Annotated in this window: 19 protein-coding genes; 3 read left to right on the top strand and 16 right to left on the bottom strand. The window is 73.6% G+C overall.

Annotated features, from left to right (window positions below; genetic code table 11):
* Nucleotides 1-430: 430 nt before the first annotated feature.
* Nucleotides 431-1012, top strand: coding sequence for a suppressor of fused domain protein (locus tag ACZ7DY_RS11585; RefSeq protein WP_471133169.1), 582 nt, complete (start codon nucleotides 431-433; stop codon nucleotides 1010-1012).
* Nucleotides 1013-1083: 71 nt separating this feature from the next.
* Here ACZ7DY_RS11585 and ACZ7DY_RS11580 read toward each other — a convergent pair whose 3' ends face one another.
* From ACZ7DY_RS11580 to ACZ7DY_RS11570, 3 genes are all read right to left on the bottom strand, one after another.
* Nucleotides 1084-2631, bottom strand: a complete 1548-nt coding sequence (locus tag ACZ7DY_RS11580) for a GAF domain-containing protein (protein ID WP_471134512.1) — start codon at nucleotides 2629-2631, stop codon at nucleotides 1084-1086.
* Between the two features lie 88 nt (nucleotides 2632-2719).
* Complete coding sequence (locus ACZ7DY_RS11575) at nucleotides 2720-3757, bottom strand: rod shape-determining protein (protein WP_471133166.1); 1038 nt, start codon at nucleotides 3755-3757, stop codon at nucleotides 2720-2722.
* A gap of 166 nt (nucleotides 3758-3923) precedes the next feature.
* The gene (locus ACZ7DY_RS11570) at nucleotides 3924-4277 is read right to left on the bottom strand and encodes a CU044_2847 family protein (protein WP_471133164.1); all 354 of its coding nucleotides are present in this window, start codon (nucleotides 4275-4277) and stop codon (nucleotides 3924-3926) included.
* Between the two features lie 246 nt (nucleotides 4278-4523).
* On the opposite strand from ACZ7DY_RS11570, the gene ACZ7DY_RS11565 reads away from it, so the two are divergent.
* Complete coding sequence (locus tag ACZ7DY_RS11565; protein ID WP_471133161.1) at nucleotides 4524-8288, top strand: S8 family serine peptidase; 3765 nt, start codon at nucleotides 4524-4526, stop codon at nucleotides 8286-8288.
* Between the two features lie 69 nt (nucleotides 8289-8357).
* On the opposite strand, the gene ACZ7DY_RS11560 is transcribed toward ACZ7DY_RS11565, so the two are convergent.
* The 4 genes from ACZ7DY_RS11560 to ACZ7DY_RS11545 form a co-directional block, all read right to left on the bottom strand.
* On the bottom strand, nucleotides 8358-9845 hold the full coding sequence (locus ACZ7DY_RS11560) for an acyl-CoA synthetase (protein WP_471133160.1): 1488 nt from the start codon (nucleotides 9843-9845) through the stop codon (nucleotides 8358-8360).
* Nucleotides 9846-10344: 499 nt separating this feature from the next.
* On the bottom strand, nucleotides 10345-11415 hold the full coding sequence (locus ACZ7DY_RS11555) for a YeiH family protein (RefSeq protein ID WP_471133157.1): 1071 nt from the start codon (nucleotides 11413-11415) through the stop codon (nucleotides 10345-10347).
* On the bottom strand, nucleotides 11415-11984 hold the full coding sequence (locus tag ACZ7DY_RS11550) for a cysteine dioxygenase family protein (RefSeq protein WP_471133155.1): 570 nt from the start codon (nucleotides 11982-11984) through the stop codon (nucleotides 11415-11417). Before ACZ7DY_RS11550 ends, ACZ7DY_RS11555 begins: the two co-directional genes overlap by 1 nt.
* 93 nt (nucleotides 11985-12077) lie before the next feature.
* Nucleotides 12078-12983, bottom strand: a complete 906-nt coding sequence (locus ACZ7DY_RS11545) for a LysR family transcriptional regulator (RefSeq protein ID WP_471133154.1) — start codon at nucleotides 12981-12983, stop codon at nucleotides 12078-12080.
* Between the two features lie 159 nt (nucleotides 12984-13142).
* On the opposite strand from ACZ7DY_RS11545, the gene ACZ7DY_RS11540 reads away from it, so the two are divergent.
* Nucleotides 13143-14015: an ATP-grasp domain-containing protein gene (locus ACZ7DY_RS11540; protein WP_471133151.1), complete on the top strand. Its 873-nt coding sequence runs from the start codon at nucleotides 13143-13145 to the stop codon at nucleotides 14013-14015.
* Here the strand turns inward: ACZ7DY_RS11540 and ACZ7DY_RS11535 are convergent.
* The 9 genes from ACZ7DY_RS11535 to ACZ7DY_RS11495 are packed head-to-tail and all read right to left on the bottom strand — an operon-like array spanning nucleotide 14012 to nucleotide 24991.
* On the bottom strand, nucleotides 14012-14629 hold the full coding sequence (locus ACZ7DY_RS11535) for a hypothetical protein (RefSeq protein WP_471133148.1): 618 nt from the start codon (nucleotides 14627-14629) through the stop codon (nucleotides 14012-14014). The genes ACZ7DY_RS11540 and ACZ7DY_RS11535 overlap by 4 nt on opposite strands.
* The gene (locus ACZ7DY_RS11530; protein WP_471134509.1) at nucleotides 14610-15416 is read right to left on the bottom strand and encodes an FkbM family methyltransferase; all 807 of its coding nucleotides are present in this window, start codon (nucleotides 15414-15416) and stop codon (nucleotides 14610-14612) included. Before ACZ7DY_RS11530 ends, ACZ7DY_RS11535 begins: the two co-directional genes overlap by 20 nt.
* Before the next feature lie 26 nt (nucleotides 15417-15442).
* Nucleotides 15443-15670, bottom strand: a complete 228-nt coding sequence (locus ACZ7DY_RS11525; RefSeq protein WP_471133146.1) for a Trm112 family protein — start codon at nucleotides 15668-15670, stop codon at nucleotides 15443-15445.
* Nucleotides 15667-16575 (bottom strand): hypothetical protein, encoded by a 909-nt coding sequence (locus ACZ7DY_RS11520; RefSeq protein WP_471134506.1) that lies wholly within the window; start codon nucleotides 16573-16575, stop codon nucleotides 15667-15669. Before ACZ7DY_RS11520 ends, ACZ7DY_RS11525 begins: the two co-directional genes overlap by 4 nt.
* 17 nt (nucleotides 16576-16592) lie before the next feature.
* Nucleotides 16593-17336 (bottom strand): class I SAM-dependent methyltransferase, encoded by a 744-nt coding sequence (locus ACZ7DY_RS11515; protein ID WP_471133144.1) that lies wholly within the window; start codon nucleotides 17334-17336, stop codon nucleotides 16593-16595.
* A complete protein-coding gene (locus tag ACZ7DY_RS11510) occupies nucleotides 17333-18700 on the bottom strand; it encodes a condensation protein (protein WP_471133142.1) in 1368 nt (455 codons plus the stop codon). Before ACZ7DY_RS11510 ends, ACZ7DY_RS11515 begins: the two co-directional genes overlap by 4 nt.
* Nucleotides 18697-23085: a DUF3367 domain-containing protein gene (locus ACZ7DY_RS11505; RefSeq protein WP_471134504.1), complete on the bottom strand. Its 4389-nt coding sequence runs from the start codon at nucleotides 23083-23085 to the stop codon at nucleotides 18697-18699. Before ACZ7DY_RS11505 ends, ACZ7DY_RS11510 begins: the two co-directional genes overlap by 4 nt.
* On the bottom strand, nucleotides 23082-23801 hold the full coding sequence (locus ACZ7DY_RS11500) for a class I SAM-dependent methyltransferase (protein ID WP_471133140.1): 720 nt from the start codon (nucleotides 23799-23801) through the stop codon (nucleotides 23082-23084). The genes ACZ7DY_RS11505 and ACZ7DY_RS11500 overlap by 4 nt, the downstream gene beginning before the upstream one ends.
* Complete coding sequence (locus ACZ7DY_RS11495; protein ID WP_471133138.1) at nucleotides 23798-24991, bottom strand: glycosyltransferase family 4 protein; 1194 nt, start codon at nucleotides 24989-24991, stop codon at nucleotides 23798-23800. Before ACZ7DY_RS11495 ends, ACZ7DY_RS11500 begins: the two co-directional genes overlap by 4 nt.
* Nucleotides 24992-25152: the final 161 nt, after the last annotated feature.

Raw genomic sequence — 25152 nt, 5'->3', positions numbered from 1 at the left:
GTGGGTGGTGAGCAGGGGGAGGGGAAGCGGAGTGCGGGGTGAAGGGCGTGGGCCTGGAGGCGTGGGGTGCGGGCACGTCAGTCGGATCAGGATGCTCAAGCGCCGGGGCACGTCCATCGGACCAAGATGCTCAAGCGCCGGATGTCCGGCCGAGCCGGCTTCAAGCTGCTGCGCGAGCGGGTACTACGTACTACTCGCGTGAGCCCGCCGGCTGAGTTCCAGCTGCATTGCGATGATGCCGGGATGACCTGCCCGCGCCGAGGCGCCGAGCAGGAACTCGCGGAGCCGCTGGATCTCCACGCGGGGGACGGCCTCCGCCAACCTCCATCACCAACACCCGTCCGCTCATGGCCTGGCCCGGAGCCTGACAAGCCGGGACCGTCACCCTCACAGCCAGGACACCTGCGCCGGCCGTGAGATCCTCTCCGTCATGTCCGAGAGCGAGCGCAGGCAGCGGGCGACAGCGGGCGTCGAGGCCCACGTCCGCGAGTTTTTCACCGGCCACATGATCACGGTCAGCGACTACGACCTGGGACCCGGACGACGTGAAGCGGTTCCCGACCTGCGGATCCTTACCGTCGGCCCGGGACCGCGCGCCGACAGCTGGGCGTACATCACCGCCGGCTGCTGGTCCACGGTCGAGACGGACGGTCACGGCCTCGAATTCGTCCTCACCGCTCCCGTCCGCGACCAACGCTTCGCCGATCTCCTGGCCATGACCGCCTGCTACCACGCCGATCACCACCTCGGTCTCGAGCACGGCCTGCCCATCGGGGAGCCGTGGCTGCCCGGGTCCCGCTGCGATCACCTGCTGGTCAGCCTCCCCTACCTCCACGGACCCGACCTCGAGCAGTGCCCACTGCCGGACGGCGATGCCCGCATCCTCTGGGTTCTGCCGGTCACCGCGGCCGAGATGGCATACCGCCGCGAGCACGGCCACGAAGCCCTTGAACAGCTTTTCGACGAGCACGGGATCGTGCCGACCGATCCAAGGCGTCCATCCGTCGTCTGACCCTGCGAGCTTCCGGGGCGCGAGCCGCGGGCCACGAAATCTCAGGGGGCGGCCATGCGGGGGGGCGGGGGTTACAGCGGGGCCTGCCAGGTGACCGTCGTGCCTGCCTTTACGCCGTCCGTGTCGCCGTCGTCGTACACCGTCAGGCGCACCCCCTCCCGGCTGTCGGGCAGGGTCGCCTTCGCGTCGATCGCCACGTCGACCCGGGTGACGCCGGTGCGGCGTGACGCGGCGGCCAGTGCCCGGCGGAGGGCCGCGAGCAGGTGGCCCGCGGTCGGTTCCGTGATGCTGTTGTCGACCGCGCCGGCGAAGTGCACCGACGGCTGGATGCCGAGTACCGCGGCCGCGCCCGCCGTCTCGCGCAGCACCTTGCCGCGGAACGTGGCCGGGGCGTCGGCGGGCGGCTGCTGGAGCGCGAAGATGGCCGTGCGGACCTCCTGAATGGTCGACTCCAGCTCGTCCACGGCATGGTCGAGAGTGGACTCGACCGTCGTCGACCTGGCCCTGCGACGGGTCGCGTCCAGCATCATGCCGGTGGCGAAGAGCCGCTGGACCACGAGGTCGTGCAGGTCGCGCGCGATGCGGTCGCGGTCCTCGAAGACCGCGAGACGCTGCCTGCTCTGCTGGGCGTCGGCCAGTACGAGGGCCAGCGCGGCCTGCGAGGCGAACTGCGTGGCGAGCAGGCGCTCGGCCGCGGTGTAGGCGGGCGCCCCGCGTCGGCGGGGCAGGGCGAGCGTCCCGATGAGCCGGCCGCCCGCCTGGAGCGGCAGCATCATGCTGGGGCCGAAACGGACCCGTACGTGCGTCGTCATGCGGGGGTCGGTCGCCGAGTCCTCGATGAAGACGGGCTCCCCGCCGAGCAGTTGCTCCAGTACCGCGCTGCCTGGCTCGATGGTGGTGCCGATGAGGTCGTTGTGACTGGAGGTCTGCGCGGGGGCCGCCACCGCCGGGACGCCCGCGTCCCCGGTGCCAGTGGCTGTACCCGTAACGCCGTGAGGCCACGATCGGGCGTCGGCCGTCGTGCCCCAGCCGTGGGGTGCGCCGTCCGTCGCGGCCGCGACGATCCGCATTCCGCCCGCCTCCGTGGGCTGCAGGATCACGCCCGCCGCCGCGCCCGCGAGGATCCGCGCCCGCTCCGCCACCGTCATCAGCGCGTCGGCCGCCGCCTCGCCGGTGAGCAGCGCCGTGGTGACCGCCGCCGCGCCCTCGATCCAGCGTTCCCGCTGCCGGGCCGCCTCGAAGAGGCGGGCGTTGCCGATCGCGATGCCTGCCTGGCTCGCCAGGACCTTGAGGAGCTGCCGGTCCTCGTCCGTGAAGGCGCCGCCCTGCGTCTTGCGGGCGAGGAGCAGATCGCCGAACAGTTCGTCGTGGACGTGGATCGGCACGTGGACGACCATGCCGTCCGAGGTGGGCCGCACGGCCGGCACCCCGTCGGGGAAGTGCCCGGGACCGCCCGCCACGAAGAGTTCGGCGTGCCCCTCGAAGCCGGGGGCGTCGACGCCGAGCGTGCCGAGCCCCGCCCCGGTGAGCCGCGCCGCGCTGTCCACGATGTGCTGGAGCGTGGCGCGGAGTTCCAGGTCCGTGCCGACGCTGAGGACCGCCTCCAGGATCGGCTGCATCGAGGGTGGCGGCGCGTCCGCTCCTTGGGGCGTCTCGGTCACGTACTACGCACTCCGTGGTCGGTGGCGGCGGGTGCCGGTGCCCTGGTCAGCCGGACAGCGGCGCCAGGGACAGCGGCTGGATCCTGCCCTCCAGCATCGCACCGAGACCCAGTACGGAGCACACATCCGGCCTTTCAGCGATATGTACGGGCATTCCGGTTGCGTCCCGCAGCATCTGGTCGAGGCCGGGGAGCCGTGCGCTGCCGCCGACCATCATGATGCCGCGGTCCGCGAGGTCGGCCACGAGATCCGGCGGGCAGTCCCGCAGCACCTTGCCGATGCCGTCGAGCACCGCGGTCAGCGGGGTGTGGATCGCGTCGCGGACCGCGGCCGTGTCCACCTGGACGGAGCGGGCCAGGCCCGTCGCGACGTCCCTGCCGTGGATCTCCGTCGACTCCGGTCCGTGCGGCGTGAGGCCGTTGCCGCTCAGGGCGAGCTGGAGCGGGCGCACCGACTGGGAGGGCAGCATCAGCTCGTGCTGGAGACGCAGGTGCTGCACGATCGCGTTGTCGATGGCCTCGCCGCCCACCGGGATCCGCTCGGCCGTCACGATCGCGCCGAGCGAGAGCACCGCGACCTGCGTGGTGGCGGCGCCGCAGACGAGGATCATCGTCGCCTCGGGGCGCTCCACGGGCAGTCCGCAGCCGACCGCCGCCGCGATGAGCGTGTCCACCAGTTCCACGCGGCGCGCGCCGAGTCCCACCATCGTCTCGACGGCGGCCCGCTGGGCGAGCGGATCCGCGTCGTGCGGGGTGCAGGCGGCGGCGCGCAGCCGGGGCTTGCGGCGCAGGGTGCGGCGGAGCTTCTCGCCGATCAGGTGGCGCAGCATCCGCTGGGCCATCTCGATGTCGACGACGGTGCCGCCGGAGACGGGGCGGACCACCCGGATGTAGCCGGGCGTACGTCCGGTCATCTGCTCGGCGAACTGGCCGACCGCGATGAGCGCGCCGGTCCGCGTGTTCACGGCGGCGGCGCTCGGCTCGTCGACGACGAGGCCCGCGCCCTTCACGAACACCCGGGTCCTCGCGGCTCCCAGGTCGACGGCGATATGGCAGCGGCGCAACTGCTCCAGACTGACGGTCATGGCAGATCCTCCCGAGAGCGCAGACCGTACGGACCGTCGGACGGCGGTCCTTTCCCGCATCGTGCGGCGGGAAAGGACCGTCCGCGCGTTGTACTGAGCCGGGCGGGGTGCCGCCGTACGGGTGGTTTGTCCGGGGACGCGGGCGGCGCGGGGAGGCCCGCCCGGGTCAGCTGCCCGGGTCCTGGTCGCCGGTCCTCGGGGGCTGCCCCTCCGGTGACCACGTGAGGCGGACCACGAAGTGGCCCTCCGCCTGTCCCTTCACGATCACCGCGCCGGTCTCCGCGGACATCCGCACCCCGAACTCGATCTCGACGGAGTCGGGCCGCAGGCTGCCGTCGCGGAACACGCGCAGCACGGACGCGGCCGCCGCCCGCGCGCCGTCGAGCGATGCCTCGAACGTACGGGCCGCCAGCGCGGGACCGTCGCCGCGCGAGACGAGACGGGAGTCGGATCCGTCGTCCACGTCGGCGACGACCACCCGTGCGCCGTCGTCGGTCGTGAACTCCACCAAGCCGCTCATGTGACGCCCCCGTTGAGCTGTGTCGATGCCCCGTGCCCGCCAACGGCATTGTGACGGAACGGACTTGGGGCTGTCAGCCGCACCGGCACTCCGGCGGGCCCCCTCGATGACGCCCGCATGGCGGAAAGGTGTCCTGGCGGCTTTCCGCCACGTCACGCCAACTCCCTTACGCCTCAAGGAAATCGACACTCTTCGGAGTGCCCGGGCGCCACCCCCGCCCCGGGTCCGACGAAGAGAGGCAGCTCCATGACCAGAGCCCCCGTGCGGCGAAGAGCTCCGCTCGTGGCCGCCGCCGGTCTCGCGTTCGCCCTGCTCCCCGCCGGGCCGTACGCCACCGCCGACGGCACCTCCGACAGCGCCTCGCCCGGTGCCGCGGCACCCGCCACCCGTACCGCGCGTGCCGACCGGATCGACCGGACCGGCCGGACCGTCACCCTGATCACCGGGGACGAGGTCACCGTCCACCGGCTCCCCGGCGGCAAGCAGTCCGTCACCGTCGAGCGGCCCCCCGGCGCGAGCGGGGCAGTGCGCAGCCGGATCTCGGACGGGCACGTCACCGTCGTACCGGACGAGGCGCGGCCGTATCTGCGCGCCGGCACCCTCGACGAGCGGCTGTTCGACGTGACGGAGCTGATCCGGCAGGGGTTCGGCACCCCCGCCCCCGCCGGGAGAGCCGCACCGACGCTGCCGCTCATCGTCACCTACGACCAGGACCGGGACCGGGACCGGGACCGAGGCCAGGACCGAGGTGAGGACGCGACCCCCTCCACACCCCGCCCGCCGCGCGGCGCGAAGGCAGTACGTCCGCTGCCCAGCGTGCGCGGTGTCGCCGTCACCGCCGAGGAACCGGGCGCGTTCTGGCGTGCCGTGCGGGACAAGGCGTCCGGCATCGACAAGGTCTGGCTCGACGGGCGCGTCGAGGCCGACATGGCGCGGAGCAACGAGCAGATCGGCACCCCCGCGGCGTGGGAGGCCGGGCTCACCGGCAAGGGCGTGAAGGTCGCCGTGCTCGACACGGGCGTCGACCTCGGCCATCCGGACCTCAAGGGGCGGGTCGGCGAGACCAGGAGCTTCGTGCCCGGTGAGGAGGTCGCCGACCGCAACGGGCACGGCACCCACGTCGCCTCGACCGTGGGCGGCAGCGGGGCCGCGTCCGAGGGCGGGAAGGAGAAGGGTGTCGCCCCGGGTGCCTCGCTCGCCGTCGGCAAGGTGCTCGGGAACGACGGTTTCGGCAGCGAGTCGGAGATCATCGCGGGCATGGAGTGGGCCGCCGAGGACGTCGGCGCCAAGGTCGTCTCGATGAGCCTCGGTTCGCAGGAGGCGAGTGACGGCACCGACCCGATGGCCGCCGCCGTGAACACCCTCACCGAGAGGACCGGCGCCCTCTTCGTCGTCGCGGCGGGCAACACCGGCGCCCCCTCGTCCATCGGCTCGCCGGGCGCCGCCGACTCCGCGCTGACGGTCGGCGCGGTCGACTCCGCCGACGCCGCCGCGTACTTCACCGGTCAGGGGCCGCGCGCCGGTGACCACGCGCTCAAGCCCGACCTGTCGGCACCCGGAGTCGGCATCCTCGCGGCCCGCTCCCAGCTGGCGGGCGGTGAAGGCGAAGGTTTCTACACCGAGATGAGCGGTACGTCGATGGCGACCCCGCACGTCGCGGGTGTCGCCGCACTGCTCGCGGAGAAGCACCCCGGCTGGACGGCAGCGCAGCTGAAGGACGGGCTGATGTCCACGTCGAGGCAACTGGACGCCCCCGCCTATGTGCTGGGCGCCGGCCGGGTCAGCGTGCCCGACGCGGTCGGCGCGCGGGTCACCGCGACCGGCAGCGCCGACTTCGGTTTCTACGGCTGGCCGTACGACGCCGAGAAGCCGGTGGCCAAGACGCTCACTTACACCAACTGGTCCGACGAGCCAGTTGAGTTGAGCTTGTCCGTGCGCGGGGGTGCCGATGGTGTGGTCACCCTCGCCGACACCACGCTCACCGTTCCCGCGCACGGCACCGCGTCGACCACCGCCACCGGCGACGGTGCGAAGGCACCCGTGGGGAACACCAGCGGTCAAGTCGTCGCGAGCGTCGGCGGCAAGGAGGTCGCGCACACCGCGTTCGGCCTGGTCAAGGAGGAGGAGCGGTACACGCTCACCGTCCACGTCAAGGACCGGGACGGTGCCGCGACGCCCGCCGACCTCGTGGTGCAGCGGCTGGCCGCAGGCACCGACCCATTCCAGGCGGCCGTCGGCGACTCCGGCACGCTGAAGCTGCGCCTGACGCCCGGCACGTACGCCCTCACGTCCTTCCTCGACGTGCGCGGCGGCCGGGGCGCGGACTCCCTCGGCCTCGGTTTCCTCGCCGACCCGCAGATCCAGCTCGATCGCGACCGTGAAGTCACCCTCGACGGGCGGAAGTTGCGGCAGGTCAGGGCCGAGGTCGGCCGGCGCACCGAGACCCGCCAGCTCCTCATGGAGTACGACAGGAAAGCCGGCGGCGCCGATCTGATGGGCGCCGTCCAGGTGCCCGTGAAGTACGACAGCGTCTTCGCCGCGCCCACCGAGAAGGTCACGGAGGGCACCTTCGAGTACCGCACCGTCTGGCGGCTCGGCAAGCCGCTGGTGGACGTGGAGGGCGTGCGGGAGGCGGTGGCCCAGCCGGGCGGGACGATCGCGGCGGGCCGGCACACGTGGAAGCTCGTGGACGCGGGCGACGGGACCCCCGCCGCGTACGAGGGCAAGGACGTGCGCGGCAGGGCGGTCGTCGTACGGCGCACGGCCGACGTCACCCCGGAGCGGCTCGGGCAGGCCGCGCAGGACGCGGGCGCCGAGGCGCTGTTCGTGACGGACGACCGGCCGGGCCGCCTCACCGCCTGGTTCGGCACCGACGACAACGGCGTCCGGCCGTTGCAGATCGCCACGGTCGACGCGGCGGACGGGGCCCGGCTCGTCGCGGTGGCGAAGGCGGGCGGCACGGTCGAGAGCACCGGCACGATCGACACCCCGTACGTGTACGACCTCTCGAAGGGGCACAAGGGGGCCGTCCCCAGGGACCTGACGTACGCGCCGGGCAAGCGTGAACTCGCCGTGCTGGACACCGCGTTCCACGCGGTGAAGCCCGCGTCCGGTGGTGAGTTTCGCTACTCGATCACCGATGCCTTCCCCGTCGGTCTCGGCTTCCAGGAGAGGATCGGCTATCCGGCGCGGCGGACGGAGTATGTCTCCGCGGGGCGCGGCCAGCTGTGGCACGAGTCGGTGTCGACCGGGCCGGGCGCGCTGGAGGAACGCGGCGGCCTCGTCGCGTACCGGGGCGGCGAGCGGTCCGAACTCCACTGGTTCAAGCCCGTGTTGCACCCCTGGCTCGGCACCGGGCTCGGCTGGGGCCAGACCCGTACCGGCAACGACCTGGAGTTCAACGTCCCCGGCTGGGGTGACTCGGGACCCGACCACACCGGCTTCGGCGACGTCTGGAACGAGGAGTCGATGACGCAGGTCAGCGAGGTCTTCGTGGACGGCGTGAGCGCCGACCGGCGCAAGAGCTCGGGCGTGTACGTGTGGGACGCGGACCCGGCCGAGCGCACGTACAAGGTGGTGACCGACACGACGCTCGACCCGCGGCGGTGGGTGCTCGCCACGAAGGGGCACGCCGAGTGGAGCTTCAGGTCGAAGGAGACGGCGGCGGGCGTGAAGACGTTCCTGCCGCTGATCAACCTCGGCTTCGACGTCGATACGTCACTGGCGGGGAACGTCAGGGGCGGGCGGACCGTACCGGTCGGGATCTTCGCCGAGTACGTCAAGGGGGCGGCGGACACCGGCGCCATCAGGGGCGGCGCGCTCTCCGTGTCGTACGACGAGGGCGCGTCCTGGCAGCCGGTCGCTCTGGACCGGAAGGGCGGGAAGGCCTCCTGGGAGGGCGAGTTGAGGGTGCCCGCGGGCGCCGGGTCCGTGTCGCTGCGGGCCTCGGCGCGCGACGACCGGGGAGGCACCATCTCGCAGGAGATCATCCGGGCGGTGGGGGTGAGGTAGCCGCAGCACCCGCCCCGGGCAGGGCCCCGCGTCTACTGCCGACGCGGGGCCCTCGATCAGCTCTGCCCCTCAGGTGCTGGAGGCGCCGGAGCCGTCCGAGCCCAGCGCCCGCTTCATGATCTTGCCCATGTCGTTCCGGGGCAGCGCCTCCAGGTACCGCACCACCCGCGGCCGCTTGTGCGGTGCCAGGCGTGCCGCGACATGCGCCGCGAGGTCCTCCAGTGAGGGCCGTACCGCCGCGTCCGCCGGGACGATCCACGCCACGATCCGCTCGCCCAGGTCCGGGTCGGGCTCCCCGGTGACCGCGGCCTCCCGTACCCCCTCGTGTTCCAGGAGCGCGTTCTCGATCTCGCCCGCGCCGATCTTGTAGCCGCCGCTCTTGATGAGGTCGGTGGCCTTGCGGCCGACGATGCGGACGTAGCCGTCGGGGTCGCGCACGGCCATGTCGCCGGTGCGGAACCAGCCGCCCTCCGCGAAGGCCTGGGCCGTCGCGTCGGGGCGGTTCAGGTACTCGGCGAAGAGGTTCGGGCCGCGCACCTGGATCTCGCCGACCGCCTCGGGGCCGCCGTCCGCCGCGAGCTCCCCGCCCCGCTCGTCGACCAGGCGCAGCTCGACCCCGGGCAGCGGCACGCCGACCGTGCCCGCGCGGGGCTCGCCGTCCGCGCGGACGCTGGTGTTCATCAGGGTCTCCGTCATGCCGTACCGCTCGATGACCGGGCGCCCGGTGGCGGCGGTGATGCGCTCGTGGTCGTGCACCGGGAGCGCCGCCGAGCCGGAGACCAGGAGCCGCGCCCCGGCCAGCGCCTTCGCCAGCGCCGGGTCGTCCGGCAGCGCCTCGGCGATCCGGTGGTACATCGTCGGCACCCCGAACAGCATGGTCGCCCCGGCCCCGAGCTCCCGGGCCACGCCCTCCGTGGTGAACCGGCCCAGGTGCCGCACGGAGCCGCCGCGCCGCAGCGGGCCGAGCGTGCCGAGGATCAGGCCGTGCACGTGGAAGAGCGGCAGTCCGTGCACGAGGACGTCGTCGCCGGTCCACTGCCAGGCGTCCTCCAGGGCGTCCAGCGTCGCGGCGATGGCGCGGCGCGGCAGGACGGCGCCCTTGGGCGGACCCGTGGTGCCGGAGGTGTAGACGATCAGGGCGGGGGAGGCGGGGTCGGGCTCGGCGGGAAGGGTGGTGGTCCCGGCCGCGCCGTCGATCGGTGCCTCCTGCCGTACGTCGACGTCGTGCCGGTCGAGGGCGGCCAGGGCGGGCGGCAGTACGGCGCCGGGCTCGGCGAGCACCAGGGAGGGGGCGCTGTCGCGGAGGATGTGCGTCAGTTCGGAGTCACCCGACTTCGGGTTGAGCGGCACCGCCGGCACCCCGGCGAGCAGCGCGGCGACCACGGCGACGGCGGTCTCCAGGGACGGGGTGGCCCAGACGGCGACCCGTCCCGCGCCGTCCAGGCGCGCCGCCAACGCACCGGCGTTCGCCGCGAGTCCGGCGTACGAGAGGGAGCGCTCGCCGAAGCGGAGCGCCTCGCCGCGCGGGGCCGTCAGAGCCGGGAAGAGGGGATCCACGTGTCGTACTCCTCGCAGTCTGCTGTCCGGTCTGTTCTCTCCGGTCCGTTCGATGCACTGGTCGTGAGGGTACTTCGCCGCCGATGGCATGCGCCGCCGGGACCGCACACGGCGGCGCCGCCTCCTGTGGGACAGGGGAGGCGGCGCCGCTGCGGACTGCCGGGTGACGTCAGACGAGCCAGCCCAGGAAGTGGGCGAGACCGGCGACGACGTCAGTGATGAGGTTCATGGTGGTGCTTCTCCTTGTGGGACTTTCAGGAAGGCCGGACCCGTCGGGCGGGGCCGGATCCCCGGACCTGTATGGGACATGGGCCGGGGGCTCGGTGACGGTCTGCAGCCCGTCGCTCGCGCACCGTAAGCATCGTCAATCACGGGCGTCGCGCGCAATCCCTGGCGTGACGATCACCTGTTCCAGGGAACAACTGCCCGGCCGTTCGCATCGGTTGTTCGCATCTTCGTCGTCCGGTGCTGCGCGTCGCGCTGCCCCGCCGGTAGTGCCTCAGTACGTCAGCACCACGCCCACGTACGAGATCCCAGCGATCACGCCCCAGGAGAGGAGCCCGAGCGCCGCCACCCGGCCCCCGGTGCGGGTCAGGGACGGCAGGTCCACCGCGCTGCCCAGGCCGAACAGGGCGGCGGCAAGCAGGAGTTCCTGCACCGTCTGCGCCGCGTCGATCGCCGTGCCGGGCAGCAGACCGGTGGTGCGCAGGGCCACCATGGCGAGGAAGCCGACGACGAAGAGCGGCACCAGGGGCGGCCGTTTGGTGGTAGCGGCCCCCTCGGCCGTCCCGTGCGCCCGCCGCCGCGCCCGAACCGAGAGCGCCACCGCGGCGACCAGCGGCGCGAGCAGCGCGACCCGCATCAGCTTCACCAGGACCGCGTCGCCGAGCGCCCCCGGGCCCGCGGTCTGCGCGGTCGCCACGACCTGGCCGACGTCGTGCACGCTCGCCCCCACCCAGCGCCCGAACTCCGCGTCGCCGAGCCCCAACGGGTGCTGCAGCAGCGGCAGTACGGCGATGGCGAGGGTGCCGCACAGGGTCACCAGCGCCACCGAGGTGGCGGTGTCGCGCTCGTCGCTCTCGGAGACCTCGCTGACCGCGCCGATCGCGGAGGCGCCGCAGATCGAGTAGCCGGTGGCGATCAGCAGCGGCTGGTCGCCGCGCAGCCCCATGCGGCGGCCGAGCCACCAGGTGCCGGAGAAGGTGACGCCCACCACGCACAGGACCATCGCGACCGAGGCCCAGCCGAGCCCCAGTACGTCGTCCAGGCCCAGCTTCAGGCCGAGCAGCACGACGCCGGCCCGCATCAGCCGCTTCCCGGCGAACGTCAGGCCTGTCCTGGCGGGCCCGCGCACGAACGTCCGCGCGGCGCCCGGCAGATGGGCCGCCACGATGCCGAGCACCACGGCGGCGGTGAGCATCGGCACACCGGGCACGAGCCGGTGCACGCCCCAGGCGACGGCGACGCCGGACCCGGCGAGCACCAGGCCGGGCACCTTGCCCGGCGGACGGACGGCAGGCGAAGTCGCCTGCCGCGTACGGGCCTTGGGGCGTTCCCCGAGCAGCGCCATTACCGATCGGCCGGGAGTTCGTACACGCGGCGGACGCTGCTGCCCAGGCGGGCTATGTCCGCGCCGTAGATGTGGAGGGATATCGCGCGGGTGCCGCACGCGTTCCACACCCGGTGGATGTCGCCGGGCGGCGCGAACCCGCAGACCGAGCCCTGCGGGTTGACGACGTCCTCCGTGGCGACGAGCCGGGCGGTGCCCCCGGGCCCGGCGGCGGGCACGAGACGGTAGCGGCGCTCCTGCTCCTCGCCCTCGTGCACCCCGGTCACACACCACGACACGTGGTCGTGGACGGAGGTGCGCTGCCCCGGCAGCCACACGAGCGCCACGATCGAGAAACTGCCGTCCTGCTCGGCGTGGAGGACGTGCTGGCGGTAGCGGTCGGGGTCGCCCTCGCACTGCTCGTCGGTGAGCAGATCGGCGGAGCCGAGGTGCGGGGCGAGCCGCTCACCGACCAGATACGCGGTCAGGTCGGGAGGCAGGCCGCGCCCCACCGCCTCGCGCACGTCGGCGACGAGGGTGTCGAGGCGCTCTGTGGTCCGGGCGGCCCGGTACGCGGTCGGAGTGCTCATGACCGCAGCGTCGCGCCGCCCGATCCATCACGTCCAACGACAGTTCTTTGGCCTCCCCCCAAATCCCGCTTATGGACGGTACGGGGCGGGCGCTCAGCAGCCGACGCGGTTGGCGGCCACCGTCCGCAGTTCGTCCAGGACCAGGGCGGTGGCCGGGATCCGCAGATGGTCCTTGAGGACGTACGCCGACACCTGGCGCCGCGACGCCGGGTCCAGGGCGCGGCCCGTCACCTTGCGGTGGCAGAGGAAGTTCAGGACGAGCCCCGGCATCATCGCGATGCCCAGCCCCTCTGCGACCAGACTCTGCACCACCAGATTGTCGTCCGTGGTGAAGGCGATCTCCGGCGCGAAGCCGAGCTCGGCGCATTCGTGCAGGAAATTGGCGCGGCAGCGCGGGCAGCCCGCGATCCACCGCTCCTCGGCAAGCTCGGCGAGTTTCACCGACCGCTGGCGCGCCATCCGGTGGCCGGAGGGCAGCAGCACGGTCAGCTGGTCCTCCATCAGCCGGATCTCCGCCAGCTCCTCCGGCACCTCGTCGTGCAGGCCGGGATAGGTGAAGGCGAGCGTGATGTCGCACTCGCCGCGCACCACCCGCCGCAGCGACTCGGGCGGCTCGTCCTCCAGGAGCTCCACGCGCACCCCCGGATGGCCGGAGGCGAGCCGGGCCAGGGCCTCCGGGATGAGGGTCGCGTTGGCGCTGGGGAACGCGCAGAGCCGTACCCGGCCCGAGCGCAGCCGGGTGATGGCGTTCATCTGCTGCTGGGCGGCGGAGATGTCGTCCAGGATGATCCCCGCGTGCCGGGACAGCGCCTCGCCGGCCTCGGTCAGCCGCATGCGGCGGCCGACGCGGGTGAACAGCGGAGTGCCCACGGACCGTTCGAGGGCCTTCATCTGCTGGGTGATCGCCGGCTGTGTATAGCCGAGGGAGCGGGCGGCCGCCGAGTACGAACCGGCGCGGACCACCTCGTGGAACGTCTTGATGTGCCGTGAATCGAACACCGCTGAATCATAAGCAGATGTTGGAGGCCGCGAACAAGACCGGGTCCGGGCTTTTGCCTCCGGGGCACGGCGGGAGGCCCGCACCGCCCGTGACCGGAACGCCCAAGGCCGGTTGTTAGCCTGCGGGGGCCCTGACCGCGCACGGAAGAAGGAATCCCTGTGGCACGCCCCCGCATCGCGCTGGTCACCCGGCGGCCGAGGCCGGAGCACGACACCGACCTGCCCGCCCTCGCGCGGGCCCTCGACGAGGCGGGCGCCGAGGCCCGCGTCGTCGGCTGGGACGACCCGGATGCCGACTGGTCCGGTTACGACCTGGCGGTGATCAGGTCGACGTGGGACTACAGCTGGCGTGCCGGGGAGTACGTGGCGTGGGCCGAGCGGTGCGCCCGGCTCACCCGGCTCGCCAACCCCGTCGACGTGATCCGCTGGAACACCGACAAGCGCTATCTGGGCGAGCTGGCCGCGGCCGGCGTGCCGGTCGTGCCGACGCACTACAGCGCGCCGGGCGGCCGCTCCGAACTCCCGGCGTTCGACGGCGAGTTCGTCGTCAAGCCGACCTCCGGCGCCGGGTCGCGGAACGTCGGCCGCCACCGTGCCGACGAGCGGGAAGCGGCGACGGCACACATCGCGCACCTGCACGAGGAGGGCCTCACCGCCATGGTGCAGCCCTACATGGAGCACATAGACGTCACCGGCGAGCGTGCCCTCGTCTTCTTCGGCGGACAATTCCTGCACGCCATCCGCAAGGGTGCCGTCCTCGCGCCCGGCGCGGCGTACGACGCCGAAAGGACGGCGCACCCCGACCCGCGCCCCTGGCACCCCACCGACGCCGAACTGGCCGTAGCCGAGCAGGCGTTGGCCGCCGTGCCGGGCGCGCCCGATCTGCTGTACGCGCGCGTGGACCTGGTCGACGGGCCCGACGGCGAGCCCCGCGTCATGGAACTCGAACTCGTCGAACCCAACCTCTTCCTCGGCCCGCACCCCGGCTCACCCGCCCGCGTCGCCGAACTCATCCTCAAAGCCGTGCGCTAGCCCCGACCCAGGGAGTCCCGCAGGCCCACCCGTTGCAGCAGTCCCCAGGTGAACTCCGCCACGCAGGGCCGCCGTTCACCCGCCGCGTCCGGCGCATCGAACGCCAGGCCCCACCGCGTCGGCGCCGTCCCCTCCATGGGCCGCACCGGGGCGAAGGCGCGCGCCACCTCGTCGACCGTGGCCGACCACGGGACGAGGTCGTCGAGCGTGCGCAGGTCGGGCCCTGGTGCCCCGGGCGCGCGCACCAGCCACTCGTTCCACACTCCGCCACCCGGCGCGAGCAGCACCTCGAAGCGCAGCCCGGGCCAGAGCGGCACGGGCCAGAGCAGCGCCTCGCACTCCATGTCGCCGATGGTGCGGCGGGCGGTCGTCTCCGGCGGCCCGAGGACGGAGCGGTAGCGGGCGGCGGCACCCCGTGAGCGCGGCGAGCGCGTCATCGCCTGCCAGCGGCGGTTGGCCTCGCGCATCCCGGCGGTGGAGACGCCCAGCTCGCGGCGGGCGCCGTCCACCAGGTCGGGCTGGTGGTCGGCCATCCTGCGCAGCAGGACGAGCTGGAAGTCGAGCGCGGTGAACGGGCCGGGGGAGGAGGCCGGGCTAGCGGGCATGCACCCCATCGTCGCGCACCGCGGGCGCTCCGGGGCGGCGGCCGTCGGGGAGGAACAGCACCGAGTTGACGTACCGCGGGCGTCCCGGCGTGAGCACCCGGCGCAGCAGGCCCTGCGAGACCACGTACGACGTGTCGGCCTGGTGCGCCTCCAGGTCGAAGGAGGACAGGGGCAGCCAGGTGTCGTGCGGCAGGACCCAGCCCCGGTAGCCGTGGCCGGTCAGGAGCTCCACGATCGGGGCGATCGGCTGGATGCGGGACTCCAGCTCGACGAAGAGCGCCGGGCGGTCGCGGGCGATCAGCTCGCGCGCGCCGTGCAGCACCCGCATCTCGTTGCCGTCCACGTCGATCTTGATGAAGTCGACGTCCCGCAGGCCGAGCCCGTCCAGGGTCAGACACGGCACGTCGACGGCGGTGGCGTGGATGTCGCGGCGGACCAGCGACGACACGCCCCGCTCGCCGCGGTCGCCCGGCGGCAGCCAGAGCCGGGCCGTACCGGGGCGGTCCGTCGCCGCGGCCTGGACCACCCGGACGTTGCCGGGGGTGCCGGCGGCGAGCAGCCGCGCCAGGTGCGGCACCGGCTCGACGGCCACTACACGCCGCGCGCGCGAGGCGAGCCGGCGTGACCACGGGCCGTACCAGCCGCCGACGTCCACGGCGGTGCCGCAGCCCGGCGGGCAGAGGTCGCCGAGGCGGGCCAGCTCGGGCTCGAAGCGGGGGTAGACGAGCCGGGCCAGGGCGGCGATCAGCCGGTCGGGGAGGTGGGGCGCCACGCGGGCGGCGAGCGTCATGGGCATTCCCTCGTCGTCATGGGCCTCACCCGTCACGGGGACATTCGCTTGAGGAGCTGCTCGTGCTCGTCCTCGGGGACCTGTTCCCCGGAGGACGGCAGCAGCTGCGGTATGCCGTCGATCACCGGATAGCGGCGGCGCAGCCGCGGGTTGTACAGGGACTCCTCCGGTACGAGGGGCTCCTCCGGGGCCAGCAGGTGCAGCGGCCCCTTGTCGAGCGGGCAGGCGAGGATCTTCAGCAGCGGGTCGTCGGGGTTCATCCGCTGGTCAACTCCTTGGGTGTGGGGGCGGGGGCGGGCGCGGTCCCGTCGTGCTTCGGCATGGCGATCAGGACACCGACGGCCAGGACCGTGCCCGCGATCCGCAGGCCGAGCCGGACCGGCTCGTGCGGCAGCGCCTCGCCGAACGCCAGCGTGCCGAGGACCGCCGTGAACAGTGACGTCACCGTCGTGCACACCGGCACGATCAGGGAGGCCCGGCAGCGCTGCAGGGCCGCCTGCGACATGACCAGGCCGAACGCGCCGGTGAACAGCAGCAGGTACGGGTAGGGGGAGCGCAGCAGATGGCCGAGGGCGCCGCCGATGTCCCGCGTCGTCAGGTAGCTGGAGACGCCCTTGATGGCCAGCGAGCTGACCCCGTAGAGCAGGCCCACCGCGACGCCGTACTCGACGCCCGCCGTCGGCATGCGGTGCCGGTGCCTGGAGCGGCGCTCCGCGGAGCCGTACAGCCAGACGCCCGCGGCGAGCGAGGGCAGGCAGACCGTGAGGATCAGCGGCACGGGCGCGCCGTGGCCGACCGTGTCGCTGTCCTCGCTGAGCGAGAGGACCACCATGAGCAGCGCGACCAGGATCGCCCCGACCGCGTACCGCTCGCGGCCCGTGGTCCGCTCGCCGAGCAGCACCGAGGAGAGCAGCAGGAGCAGCACCAGACCGGAGACGAAGATGCCCTGCGCGGCGGCGATCGGCAGCGTGCGGTAGACGGCCAGCTGGGCGGCGAAGCCCGCCGCGAGGGAGAGCGAGCCGCCGATCCACAGCGGGCTGCCGATGACCTGCCGCAGGAGCCGGGCGGGGTTGCGGACACTGACCGACGGCATGGCGGTCAACGCCCGTTTCTCCAGCACGAATCCGGTGCTGTAGAGCAGGTTCGCGAAGAGCGCCGCGGCCACGCCCCACCACACGGGGCTCAGACCTTTCGGGCGTGCAGCAGGAGGATCGAGGCGGCGGCCGGCACGGCGCACGCCAGCCGGTCCAGGGCGCGCAGCGGACGCGGCACGCCGTGGAAGGGCGCGCCGGACAGGCCCACCACCTCGAAGCCGGCGGCGGCCACGAACTCCCGCAGCGCGCGGGCCGTGTAGAGCCGCAGGTGCCCGACGACCTCCTTGCCGGGGCGGCCGTGGACGGCGCGCAGGCTCACCTCGGAGAAGACGGGCTGCACACCGGCGAGGAGCAGACCGCGGTTGTACCAGGCGGCGAGGTTGGGGGTGGAGATCATCAGGTGGCCGCCGGGCGCGAGGACCCGCCGCAGCTCGTCGAGGGCGCTGTCCGGGTCGACGAGGTGCTCGATGACCTCGCTGAACAGCACGGCGTCGGCGGCGCCTTCGGCGAACGGCAGCCCGCCGTCGGTGAGTTCGCCCCGCACGACGTACGGGAGGCGGGTGTGGGCGCGCCGCAGGGCGTCCTGCGACCAGTCCACGCCGACGACGCGGTGGCCCGCGAGGAGCGGTGCCGCGGTCGCCGCGGCCGTGCCGTCGCCGCAGCCGATGTCGAGGACCGTCGCGGTGCGGGTGGTGGCGGGGCCGAGGGCGGCGGCGAGGATCCGGGCCTGGCGGAGGCTGCGGGCGTCGCCCGAGGCGACCGGGACGGCCGGGTTCTCGTAGAAGTCCCGCAGCCCCGCGGGGCGTTCGGGCCTGGTGGTCGCGGTGGTCACTTGGGCCCCCCGTGGGTCTGGTGGGGTTCGGTGTGTTCCGTCGCATGGAGGTACTGCTCGAACAGGTCGCGCAGATGGGCCCCGTCGCCGTGGCTGAGCAGCGTCTTCGACCAGCGCAGGGCCAGGTGGAGGCGGCTCGCCGTGGACGCGGTGGTCACGGTGAGGCCGCGGGGCAGGCGGGCGGGCGCGGAGAACCAGACGGCGTGCGCGCGCCCCGCGTCGCCGAAGTCCAGTGCGTAGGGAATGCGGCCGATGTTGCTCAGGAGCGTGGTCGACGTCCAGGGCGCGGCGGCCCTGCGCAGGCCGCGGGTGACGGCGGCCCGCAGGGTGACGGGCAGGACGGGCGCGGTCAGGAGGGCGGCCCCGTGACCGAGCTGGGGGCGGGAGAGCGCCTTCAGGGTGCGGGTGCGGTCACAGGTGCGGCGCAGCAGGTCGTGGATCTGCTCCGGGCTCCACTCCTCGCGCCCCAACTCATCTGCGCTGAAAGGGACTTCGACGAGTCGCGTGCCGTTGCCGATCGGCATGCTCGCGTCGCGCGGGCGGTCGTCCACCGGCATCGTGATGCGGAACGGGCGGGGCCGGGCGCCGTGTTCCCGGTTCCAGTGGGCGATCATCAGCGCGGTCGCCACCATCAGCTGGTCGTTGACGGTGAACGGGGAGCCCTTGGGGCGGCGCGGGACCGGCAGCTCCGCCACGAGCATGCCGTTGCCGGGGGAGGGCTCGGGCGCGCCCTTCGCGACCCGGGCCGGAGGCGCCCAGCCGGAGGGGGCCTCGGGCACGGGCTCGGGCGCGGCCCCGGGCGCGGCGGGGGCACGGGAGGGGGGCGCCGCAGGGGAGTTGTCCCGGCCGCCGTAGAGCTCGGCGGCCGTGGCGAGGACGCGGAGGCAGGCGGGGCCGTCCAGCGCGGTGTGGTTGATGGTGAGGAAGAGGACGCAGCCGTCACCGCCGGCCGGCGGATCCTGCGCCACCACCTCGAGGCGGATGGGCGGGGACGCCGTGAGCGGCGGCGCGTCGGACAGCGCCCGCTCACGGGCCCGTTCGAGGGCGTCCGGTTCCGGCGCGGGGAACGACACGACGTCCACGTCGGGCTCCGCCGTCAGCTCCCACTCGTAGCGGCGCCGGTACCAGGGGCCCCGCGCCTCCCGCATCAGGATGCGGGGGTGGCGGCGCAGGGCCTCGCCGAACGCGGCGCGCAGCCGCTCCCGGTCCGGGGTGCCCGGCAGATGCACCTCGATGTGCACGGTCTCCGGCTCCTCCTCCTGGAGGCAGTGCCGGGAGACCTCGTCGACGACGGGGAACGGTACGCGGGCGGGCGGCCGCCCGGGACCGTCCGCGCGGCGTGCCGGGTGTTCCAGTGCGGTCATCGCTGGGCGCCCTCTCCTGTCGTGGCCGTACGCCCGCGTCGCGCGAAGCGCGCCGCTCCGCGTCCCGGCGGCGGGGGTTCGGGCTGCGCCGACGCCGGGCCGCGGGCCGAGACGGTCGGGCCCGCGTCGCGGGGCGGCGCCTTGGGCGGGAGCCCCGGCTCCGGGCCGCGCGTGCGGCGGGGCAGCGGCGGTGTCGCCGGGTCGTGGCCCGGCGGGGGCGTGTGCGGCGGGAGCGGGCCGTACTCCAACGTGTCCCCGGCACGCGGCGGTGTCTCCCGTACCGACACCAGAGCCGCGAACAGCGCGATGAGGGCGAGGAGTTGGGCCGGACGCCCGAACGCCCCCTCGTCCGCCGTCAGGGACTCGCCCGCACCCGTCGCCGCCGCGATGCCCGCCCCCGCCATCGCCAGGAACGCGATCGGCACCAGCAGCGCGTGCCGCCGCCGGGCGAGCAGCGCGAGCACGGGCACCAGCAGCGCGAAGAGACCCGCGATCACGGCGGCCACCAGGGTGAGCGCCACCGTGCCGAGGACGAAGCCCGGGGCGGGCGGCGCGGGGGCCGGGGCGTCCGGGTCCGTCTCGCGCCGCCACAGCACGGCGAGCGCGATCAGGGCCAGTACCCCGACGCCGGCCAGGATCAGCCCGATCTCGTAGATCTGCGACGGCTCGTAGGACAGCTTGACCGTGCCGCCCTCGCCCGCCGGCACCAGCCAGCCCTGCTGCCAGCCGTCGAGCCGCACCGAGGTCAGCTCCTTGCCGTTCAGCGTGGCCTTCCACCCGTCGTTCACGTTCTCGTACGTCGTCAGGTACGAGGCCGCGCCCGCGCCGACCGACACCTCGCGGCGGTCGCCCAGCCAGTCCCTGACCTTCAGCTCACGGGAGGCCTTGTCGACCGTGCCCGCGTCGCCGGTGGTCAGCGACGCGTCCATGACGGCGAGCGGGCCCGCGTCACCCGTCTCCACGTGGTGCGCGCCCGCCTCGAGGCGGACGTCGGGCGCCTTCTCGCCGCGCAGGCAGAGCGTGATGTCGACCGGGCGCCGCTCGGTGAGGTCACGCACCCTGCCCTTGGCGCTCGTCTCGAACAGCTCGCCGTCGATCGACATCGTCGGGCCCTGCCCGCACGGCAGCGTAAAGCGCTCCGAGGCGGCGGGCCGCGGAGTGCGGTACTTGTCGAGCGCCGGGATGTAGGCCTCGGTCAGGCCCACGGGGAGCCGCAGGTCGCTGTCGGCCACCGGGTTGTGCACCGTCAGCGGCGCCGTCTCCGTGATGGTGATGTCCATCTCGTCGGTGGTGATCGGGGCGAAGCGGGCGTTGCCGTTCTCGTCGACGCCCGCGGTCGCCGCGCCGTCCGGCGAACTGATCTCGATCTTCACGGGGCGGGTCGAAAGACCGCCCGCCGGGGGCAGCACGATCTCGCCGACCGGCTGCTTGTCCGGCCACTTGAGGTGGATCACCGGCCGGTCGGTGGAGCCCGCGATCCACGCCGTCGTCAGATCGCCGTCCGTGAGGTTGCGCGGCGAGAGACCGCTGCCGAGCTTCGCGGTGGAGTCCGCCGTGGCGATGATCTGCTGCTCCTGCTCGGGCGCCACCTTGTAGAGCAGCTCGTCCAGTTCGGCGCCCGGCACGGCCACCGCGCTCGCCTTGAAGGTGTACGTGCCGGCCCCCGGCGTCGTGAAGCGGCGGTGCAGCCCCGACTCGGTGTTCACCGGCGAGAGGGCGCCCGGGTCGGAGGAGCGGTGCATCGAGTACGTCCTGGCCCGGGCGTCCGTCGACTTCTCCGCGTCCGTGGGGAGCTGGAGCAGCCGGGTGACGCGCACGTCCGGGAGGCTGATCTCCGAGAAGCCCGCGCCCGTCAGGCCGGGGCGCGCCTCCTGGGTGTCCAGGATGGTGATCTTGATCCAGGAGGTGGGGCCGGCGGGGCCCTTGATCCGCTGGGCCAGACCGTTCGGCTGGAGATCGCTCGTCGCGCTGCCCCGCTCCGTCTCCACCCGCACCCGGGTCGGCGCGGACCGCACGCCGTCCTGCGGCAGCGGCGTCACGCGGAAGGCGGCCGGGACGGAGATCTTGGCGTTGAACTCGGCCTTGATCCATTCGCCGTCCGCCGAACCGGCGTTGCCCTCCGCCCACGCCGTGGCCGGGTTCCCGTCGAAGGCGTTCACCGGGTCGTACTGCGGCAGGTGGAAGAGCCAGTTGCCGTAACTGGACGCGGAGACCGACCTGGCGCCGCGCAGCTCCGCCGTCGTCTGGTGCCCGATGCCCTTGGTCGGCAGGATCTGGTGCGGCTTCTTGCCGGCGTCCTGCTCGGCGTCGACCGCGTTCCGCTCGTCCCGCGTGTACGTGTAGGAGGTGTTGGTGTTGACCAGGCCGAAGCGGGTGTCGGCGCGGCGCAGCCCGTCACCGACCACCTGGAGGCCCGGCGTGCCGAGCCCCGGGTGGTTGTCGCCGGTCAGGACGGTCGGGCGGTCCCGCAGCGACGGATCGGCGGAGAGCGGCAGCAGCGACTCGGGGCCACCGCTGACGACCGCCGTGTTCGAGACCGGCTTCAGGCCCGCCTGGCCGGGACGCTCCGCGCCCTTGCCGGGCGCGTAGATCTCCACCGCGCGCTGGCGCGGGTAGAGCCCCTCGACCTGGAGCGGGGTGTCGTCGGGGATCTTCCCGTCCGTCGTCACCGGGCCGAGCCCCGTCACCCGGCTGAAGCCGGACTCCTCCAGCGTCCGCTTCACGGTCGCCGAAGGGACGTGCCCGACCTGGTCGGGGTCGAGGTCGTTGCGTACGACGACGTAGTAGAGCCCGGCGCGCGTCAAGTAGTCGCGCAGGCCCGGCACTTCACCGCCGGTCATCAGCGCCTGCTCGACCGCGTCCATCGCCCGCCGGTTGCCCGGCGCGCCGAACGGCACGTAGTCGCGCTGCGCCCAGCGCGACTCGGCGAGCACGTCCAGCGGCTGGTCGATGGGGGAGCCCCAGGTGTAGATGCCGTGCGCGGTCGCCGGGACGACGAGGGCACGGGAGTCGGGGGAGTACTTCTCCAGCCAGTCCGCCGTCGCCTGCCAGTACGTCGGCAGCTTCTGGAACGAACCCGGCTGCAGGATCGACCCGTTGAGGTACGGCCAGGCGAGACCGGGAAGCACGAGGACCGCGGCGATCAGCGGCGCGTACCGCCGGCCGCGCACCGGCCGTGCGCCGCGCGCCTGGGCGGCCACGCCCACCAGGTGCGTCAGACCGAGCACCAGTGCGAGGGCCAGGCCCGCCTGGAACTTGTAGATGTTGCGGAACGGTACGAGCCCGCCGTTCAGCCAGGACTGCACCGTCCCGTGGAAGGGCGCCCCGAACGCCCCGCCGTACCCGGCCAGCGTCACCAGGGCGACCGAGAGGACCGTGAGGACCAGCCAGCGGCGCTCCGGCAGATCGCGCCGGGCCAGCCCCGCGAGGCCGAGGGCGGCGGCCAGCGCCGAGCAGACGATCGTGACGACGGCCGTCGCCACCGTCCACCCCGCGGGCAGCCAGGCCTCGCCGAAGTGCAGGTACGCGACCCAGTTGCCGGCGCCGCGCAGCGTCTCCGTCGCCGACATCGTGCCCGTCGTGGTGGCCGAAGTCTCCACGTACGGCAGGAAGTTCTCGCCGTAGATGCCGAGCATCAGCAGCGGGACGACCCACCAGGCGGTGGCCAGGATGACGCCCGGCACCCACCAGACGATCAGCTTGCGCTTGCGCGGGCCGTTCGGCCGGGAGAGCAGGTACAGGCCCACGGGCAGCAGCGAGGCGAGCGTCGCCGCCGCGTTCACGCCGCCCATGAACGGGATGATCAGCGCCGAACGACACGCGGCGAGACGCGCGCTGATCCGCTCGTCGGTGAGCGGGAGCAGCACCCACGGCAGCACCGCGCCGGGCAGCGCGGCCGCCGACGTCGACCCCACCACCACGGTGAACGTGGGCCACAGCGCGTACACCACCGCGCCCAGCAGCCGGCTCGGCCGGCTGCCGACCCCGAGCCGCTCGGCCAGGCGCAGGGCACCCCAGAACGCCGCCGCCACGATCAGCGAGAGCCACAGCCGCTCGGCCAGCCACACCGGCAGCTGCACGAGCTTCGCCAGCCCGTAGAACGGCAGCATCGGGAACGCGTAGCCCACGTACTGGTCCTGGATCCCGCCGAAGCCGCCCCGGTCGTGCCACAGCTGGCCCAGGTCGGAGAGGAACTGCCAGGGGTCGACGGCGACACCGAGCTTGGTGTCGAACGTCATCCGCCCCGGCCGCACCGCAAGGAACGCCACGAACACCACGGCCCAGAACCCCAGCAACCAGCGCCGCGAACGCGGCCCCCGCGCGGGTTCAGGGGCACCGGTCGTGGGTCTTGCGGCCGCCGGGGGTGGGGCCTGGACCGTGGTCATGGACACCGCCTGAGGATGAGGAGGAGATTCCAGGTCGCGACCTCGCGCACACCCGGCACCTTGGTGATCGCCCCGGCCAGGAACGGCCAGTAGCGGGAGCGCGCCGACACGACCTCCACGTCGGTGCGCTCCCGCACCTGGCGCAGCGTCGTGCCGACGTGGTGCGCGAAGAGGTTCTCGCCGAGGGCGTGCTTCGCGGCCCTTCCGGTACGCCGTTCATAGCGCGCGCGGGCCCGGTCGGCGCCCAGGTAGTGCCAGGGCGCCCACTCGTGACCGCCCCACGGGGAGAGCCAGTTGGTGAACGAGACGTAGATCAGTCCGCCCGGCCGGGTGACGCGGACCAGCTCGCTCAGGAACGTCTGCGGATCGTCGACGTGCTCCAGGACGTTCGAGGAGAACGTGACGTCGGCGACGCCGTCCCCGAGCGGCAGCAGATACCCGTCGGCCACCACCGCCCCCTCGGGCGGCTTAGCCCCCAACTCGGCCGGATCCGGCTCGAAGAGGAAGCACTGCGCGCCGCGCCGCCGGAACTCCTCGGTGAAGTACCCGCCCCCGCCGCCGACATCGACGACGGTGCGGCCCTCGACCGGGCCGTACGCCTCGACCTGGTCGGCGGCGTCCCGGGCGAGGAGGGTGTAGCACCGCTCCGGCTCCCGCTGCTCGCGCAGGAAGGCCCGGAAGAGGGTGGCGGAACGGCGCAGCGACGGGTCCTTCACGCAGACCCCTGGGATATCGGGGGCCCCGAGGGCGCCGGGGTCCCTGCGTGGGCCGCGGCGGCCTCGGCCGCCACCGCCTGGAACTGCCGCACCGTGTTGCCCCAGCGGAACTGGGTGGCCCGCTCACCGGCCGCCTTGCCCAGCGCCCTGCGGCGCTCGGCGCTCAGCGCCAGCGTGCACCAGGCGGCGGCGAAGGAACTCTCGCCCCGCGCGAGCAGCCCCGTCACGCCGTCCTCGATGGAGTCGCGTACCCCGGGGACGTCGAAACCGATCGACGGCGTGGAACGCGTCGCCGCCTCGGTGATGACGAGCCCCCACCCCTCCACGGCCGACGGATGGAGCAGCATCCAGGCCTCACAGAGCAGCCGGTGCTTCTCCGCCTCGGGAACATGGCCCCTGAACTCCACCCCGGGACCGGCGAGTTGCTCGAGACGCTGTCGCTCGGGGCCGTCGCCGACGATCACCAGCCGGCCGCCCGTGACGGGTCTGACGCGCTCCCACAGCCGCAGCAGCAGATCGATCCGCTTGTACTCGACGAGCCGGCCCATCGCCAGGAACAGCGGCTCGTCGGAGCGGGCGTGCAGCGGACCCGGCTCCTCCACACCGTTGTGCACGATCCGGATGCGCTCGCGCTCGACGCCGATCGCCCGCAGCGCCGTGGCCGTCGACGGCGACACGGCCACGAGCAGATTGCCGCGCTGGGCGCCCGAGAGGGCCCAGTGCTCGAGTCTGCGTCCCAGGCGGGCGGCGGGGGCCAGCGCGCCCTGGAAGCGCATCCCCCACAGGTCGGTGTGGACGTGGTTGACCAGGCAGAGGGTGGGCCCGCGGTGCCAGAGCGGCGCCAGATACGGCATGCCGTTGCAGACCTCGACGAGCAGGTCGCAGTCGCCGATCTGCCGGGCGAACGCGGAACGCGCCCGCAGGTAGTGGCCCTTGTCGCTGCCCGCGGAGACCACGCGGTAGTCGCGGTACGCGGCCGGGCCACCGCATAACAGGGTGACCTGATGGCCGAGCTTGCTGAGCCCGTCGGCCAGCCGGTCGACGAGGAGTTCGGAGCCACCCGCGGCCGGATTGCCGAGGTCGCGGTGGGCGAGGAAGACGATCCGGCGCGGGTGTGGGGGCGGCGCCGGAAGGTGCTCCGCACGGCGTGGGGCGGCCGCGCGCAGCGAGGACGGTACGTGCTGGGGCATGCGTGCTCCAACTCGTCTCAGGGTGCGGAACTGTGGGGGGTCCGGTCGGTGGGGCTTTTGTGGGGGTGGTGCGGGGTGGGGATGTTGGTGGGGCTGGTGCTGTGGGGCGGGGCTCGTGCCGGGTGGGCGGGGTCGTGCCGTGTGGTGCGGGGCTGTGCCGG

It is taken from the genome of Streptomyces sp. NPDC037013 (assembly GCF_055607265.1).
This window is presented reverse-complemented; position numbering and strand designations above follow the sequence as displayed.

Coding starts and splice junctions, on each gene's coding strand:
- ACZ7DY_RS11585 (WP_471133169.1), top strand. CDS start 431: ATGTCCGAGAGCGAGCGCAGGCAGCGGGCGACAGCGGGCGTCGAGGCC.
- ACZ7DY_RS11580 (WP_471134512.1), bottom strand. CDS start 2,631: ATGCAGCCGATCCTGGAGGCGGTCCTCAGCGTCGGCACGGACCTGGAA.
- ACZ7DY_RS11575 (WP_471133166.1), bottom strand. CDS start 3,757: ATGACCGTCAGTCTGGAGCAGTTGCGCCGCTGCCATATCGCCGTCGAC.
- ACZ7DY_RS11570 (WP_471133164.1), bottom strand. CDS start 4,277: ATGAGCGGCTTGGTGGAGTTCACGACCGACGACGGCGCACGGGTGGTC.
- ACZ7DY_RS11565 (WP_471133161.1), top strand. CDS start 4,524: ATGACCAGAGCCCCCGTGCGGCGAAGAGCTCCGCTCGTGGCCGCCGCC.
- ACZ7DY_RS11555 (WP_471133157.1), bottom strand. CDS start 11,415: ATGGCGCTGCTCGGGGAACGCCCCAAGGCCCGTACGCGGCAGGCGACT.
- ACZ7DY_RS11550 (WP_471133155.1), bottom strand. CDS start 11,984: ATGAGCACTCCGACCGCGTACCGGGCCGCCCGGACCACAGAGCGCCTC.
- ACZ7DY_RS11535 (WP_471133148.1), bottom strand. CDS start 14,629: ATGGGGTGCATGCCCGCTAGCCCGGCCTCCTCCCCCGGCCCGTTCACC.
- ACZ7DY_RS11530 (WP_471134509.1), bottom strand. CDS start 15,416: ATGCCCATGACGCTCGCCGCCCGCGTGGCGCCCCACCTCCCCGACCGG.
- ACZ7DY_RS11525 (WP_471133146.1), bottom strand. CDS start 15,670: ATGAACCCCGACGACCCGCTGCTGAAGATCCTCGCCTGCCCGCTCGAC.
- ACZ7DY_RS11510 (WP_471133142.1), bottom strand. CDS start 18,700: ATGACCGCACTGGAACACCCGGCACGCCGCGCGGACGGTCCCGGGCGG.
- ACZ7DY_RS11505 (WP_471134504.1), bottom strand. CDS start 23,085: ATGACCACGGTCCAGGCCCCACCCCCGGCGGCCGCAAGACCCACGACC.
- ACZ7DY_RS11495 (WP_471133138.1), bottom strand. CDS start 24,991: ATGCCCCAGCACGTACCGTCCTCGCTGCGCGCGGCCGCCCCACGCCGT.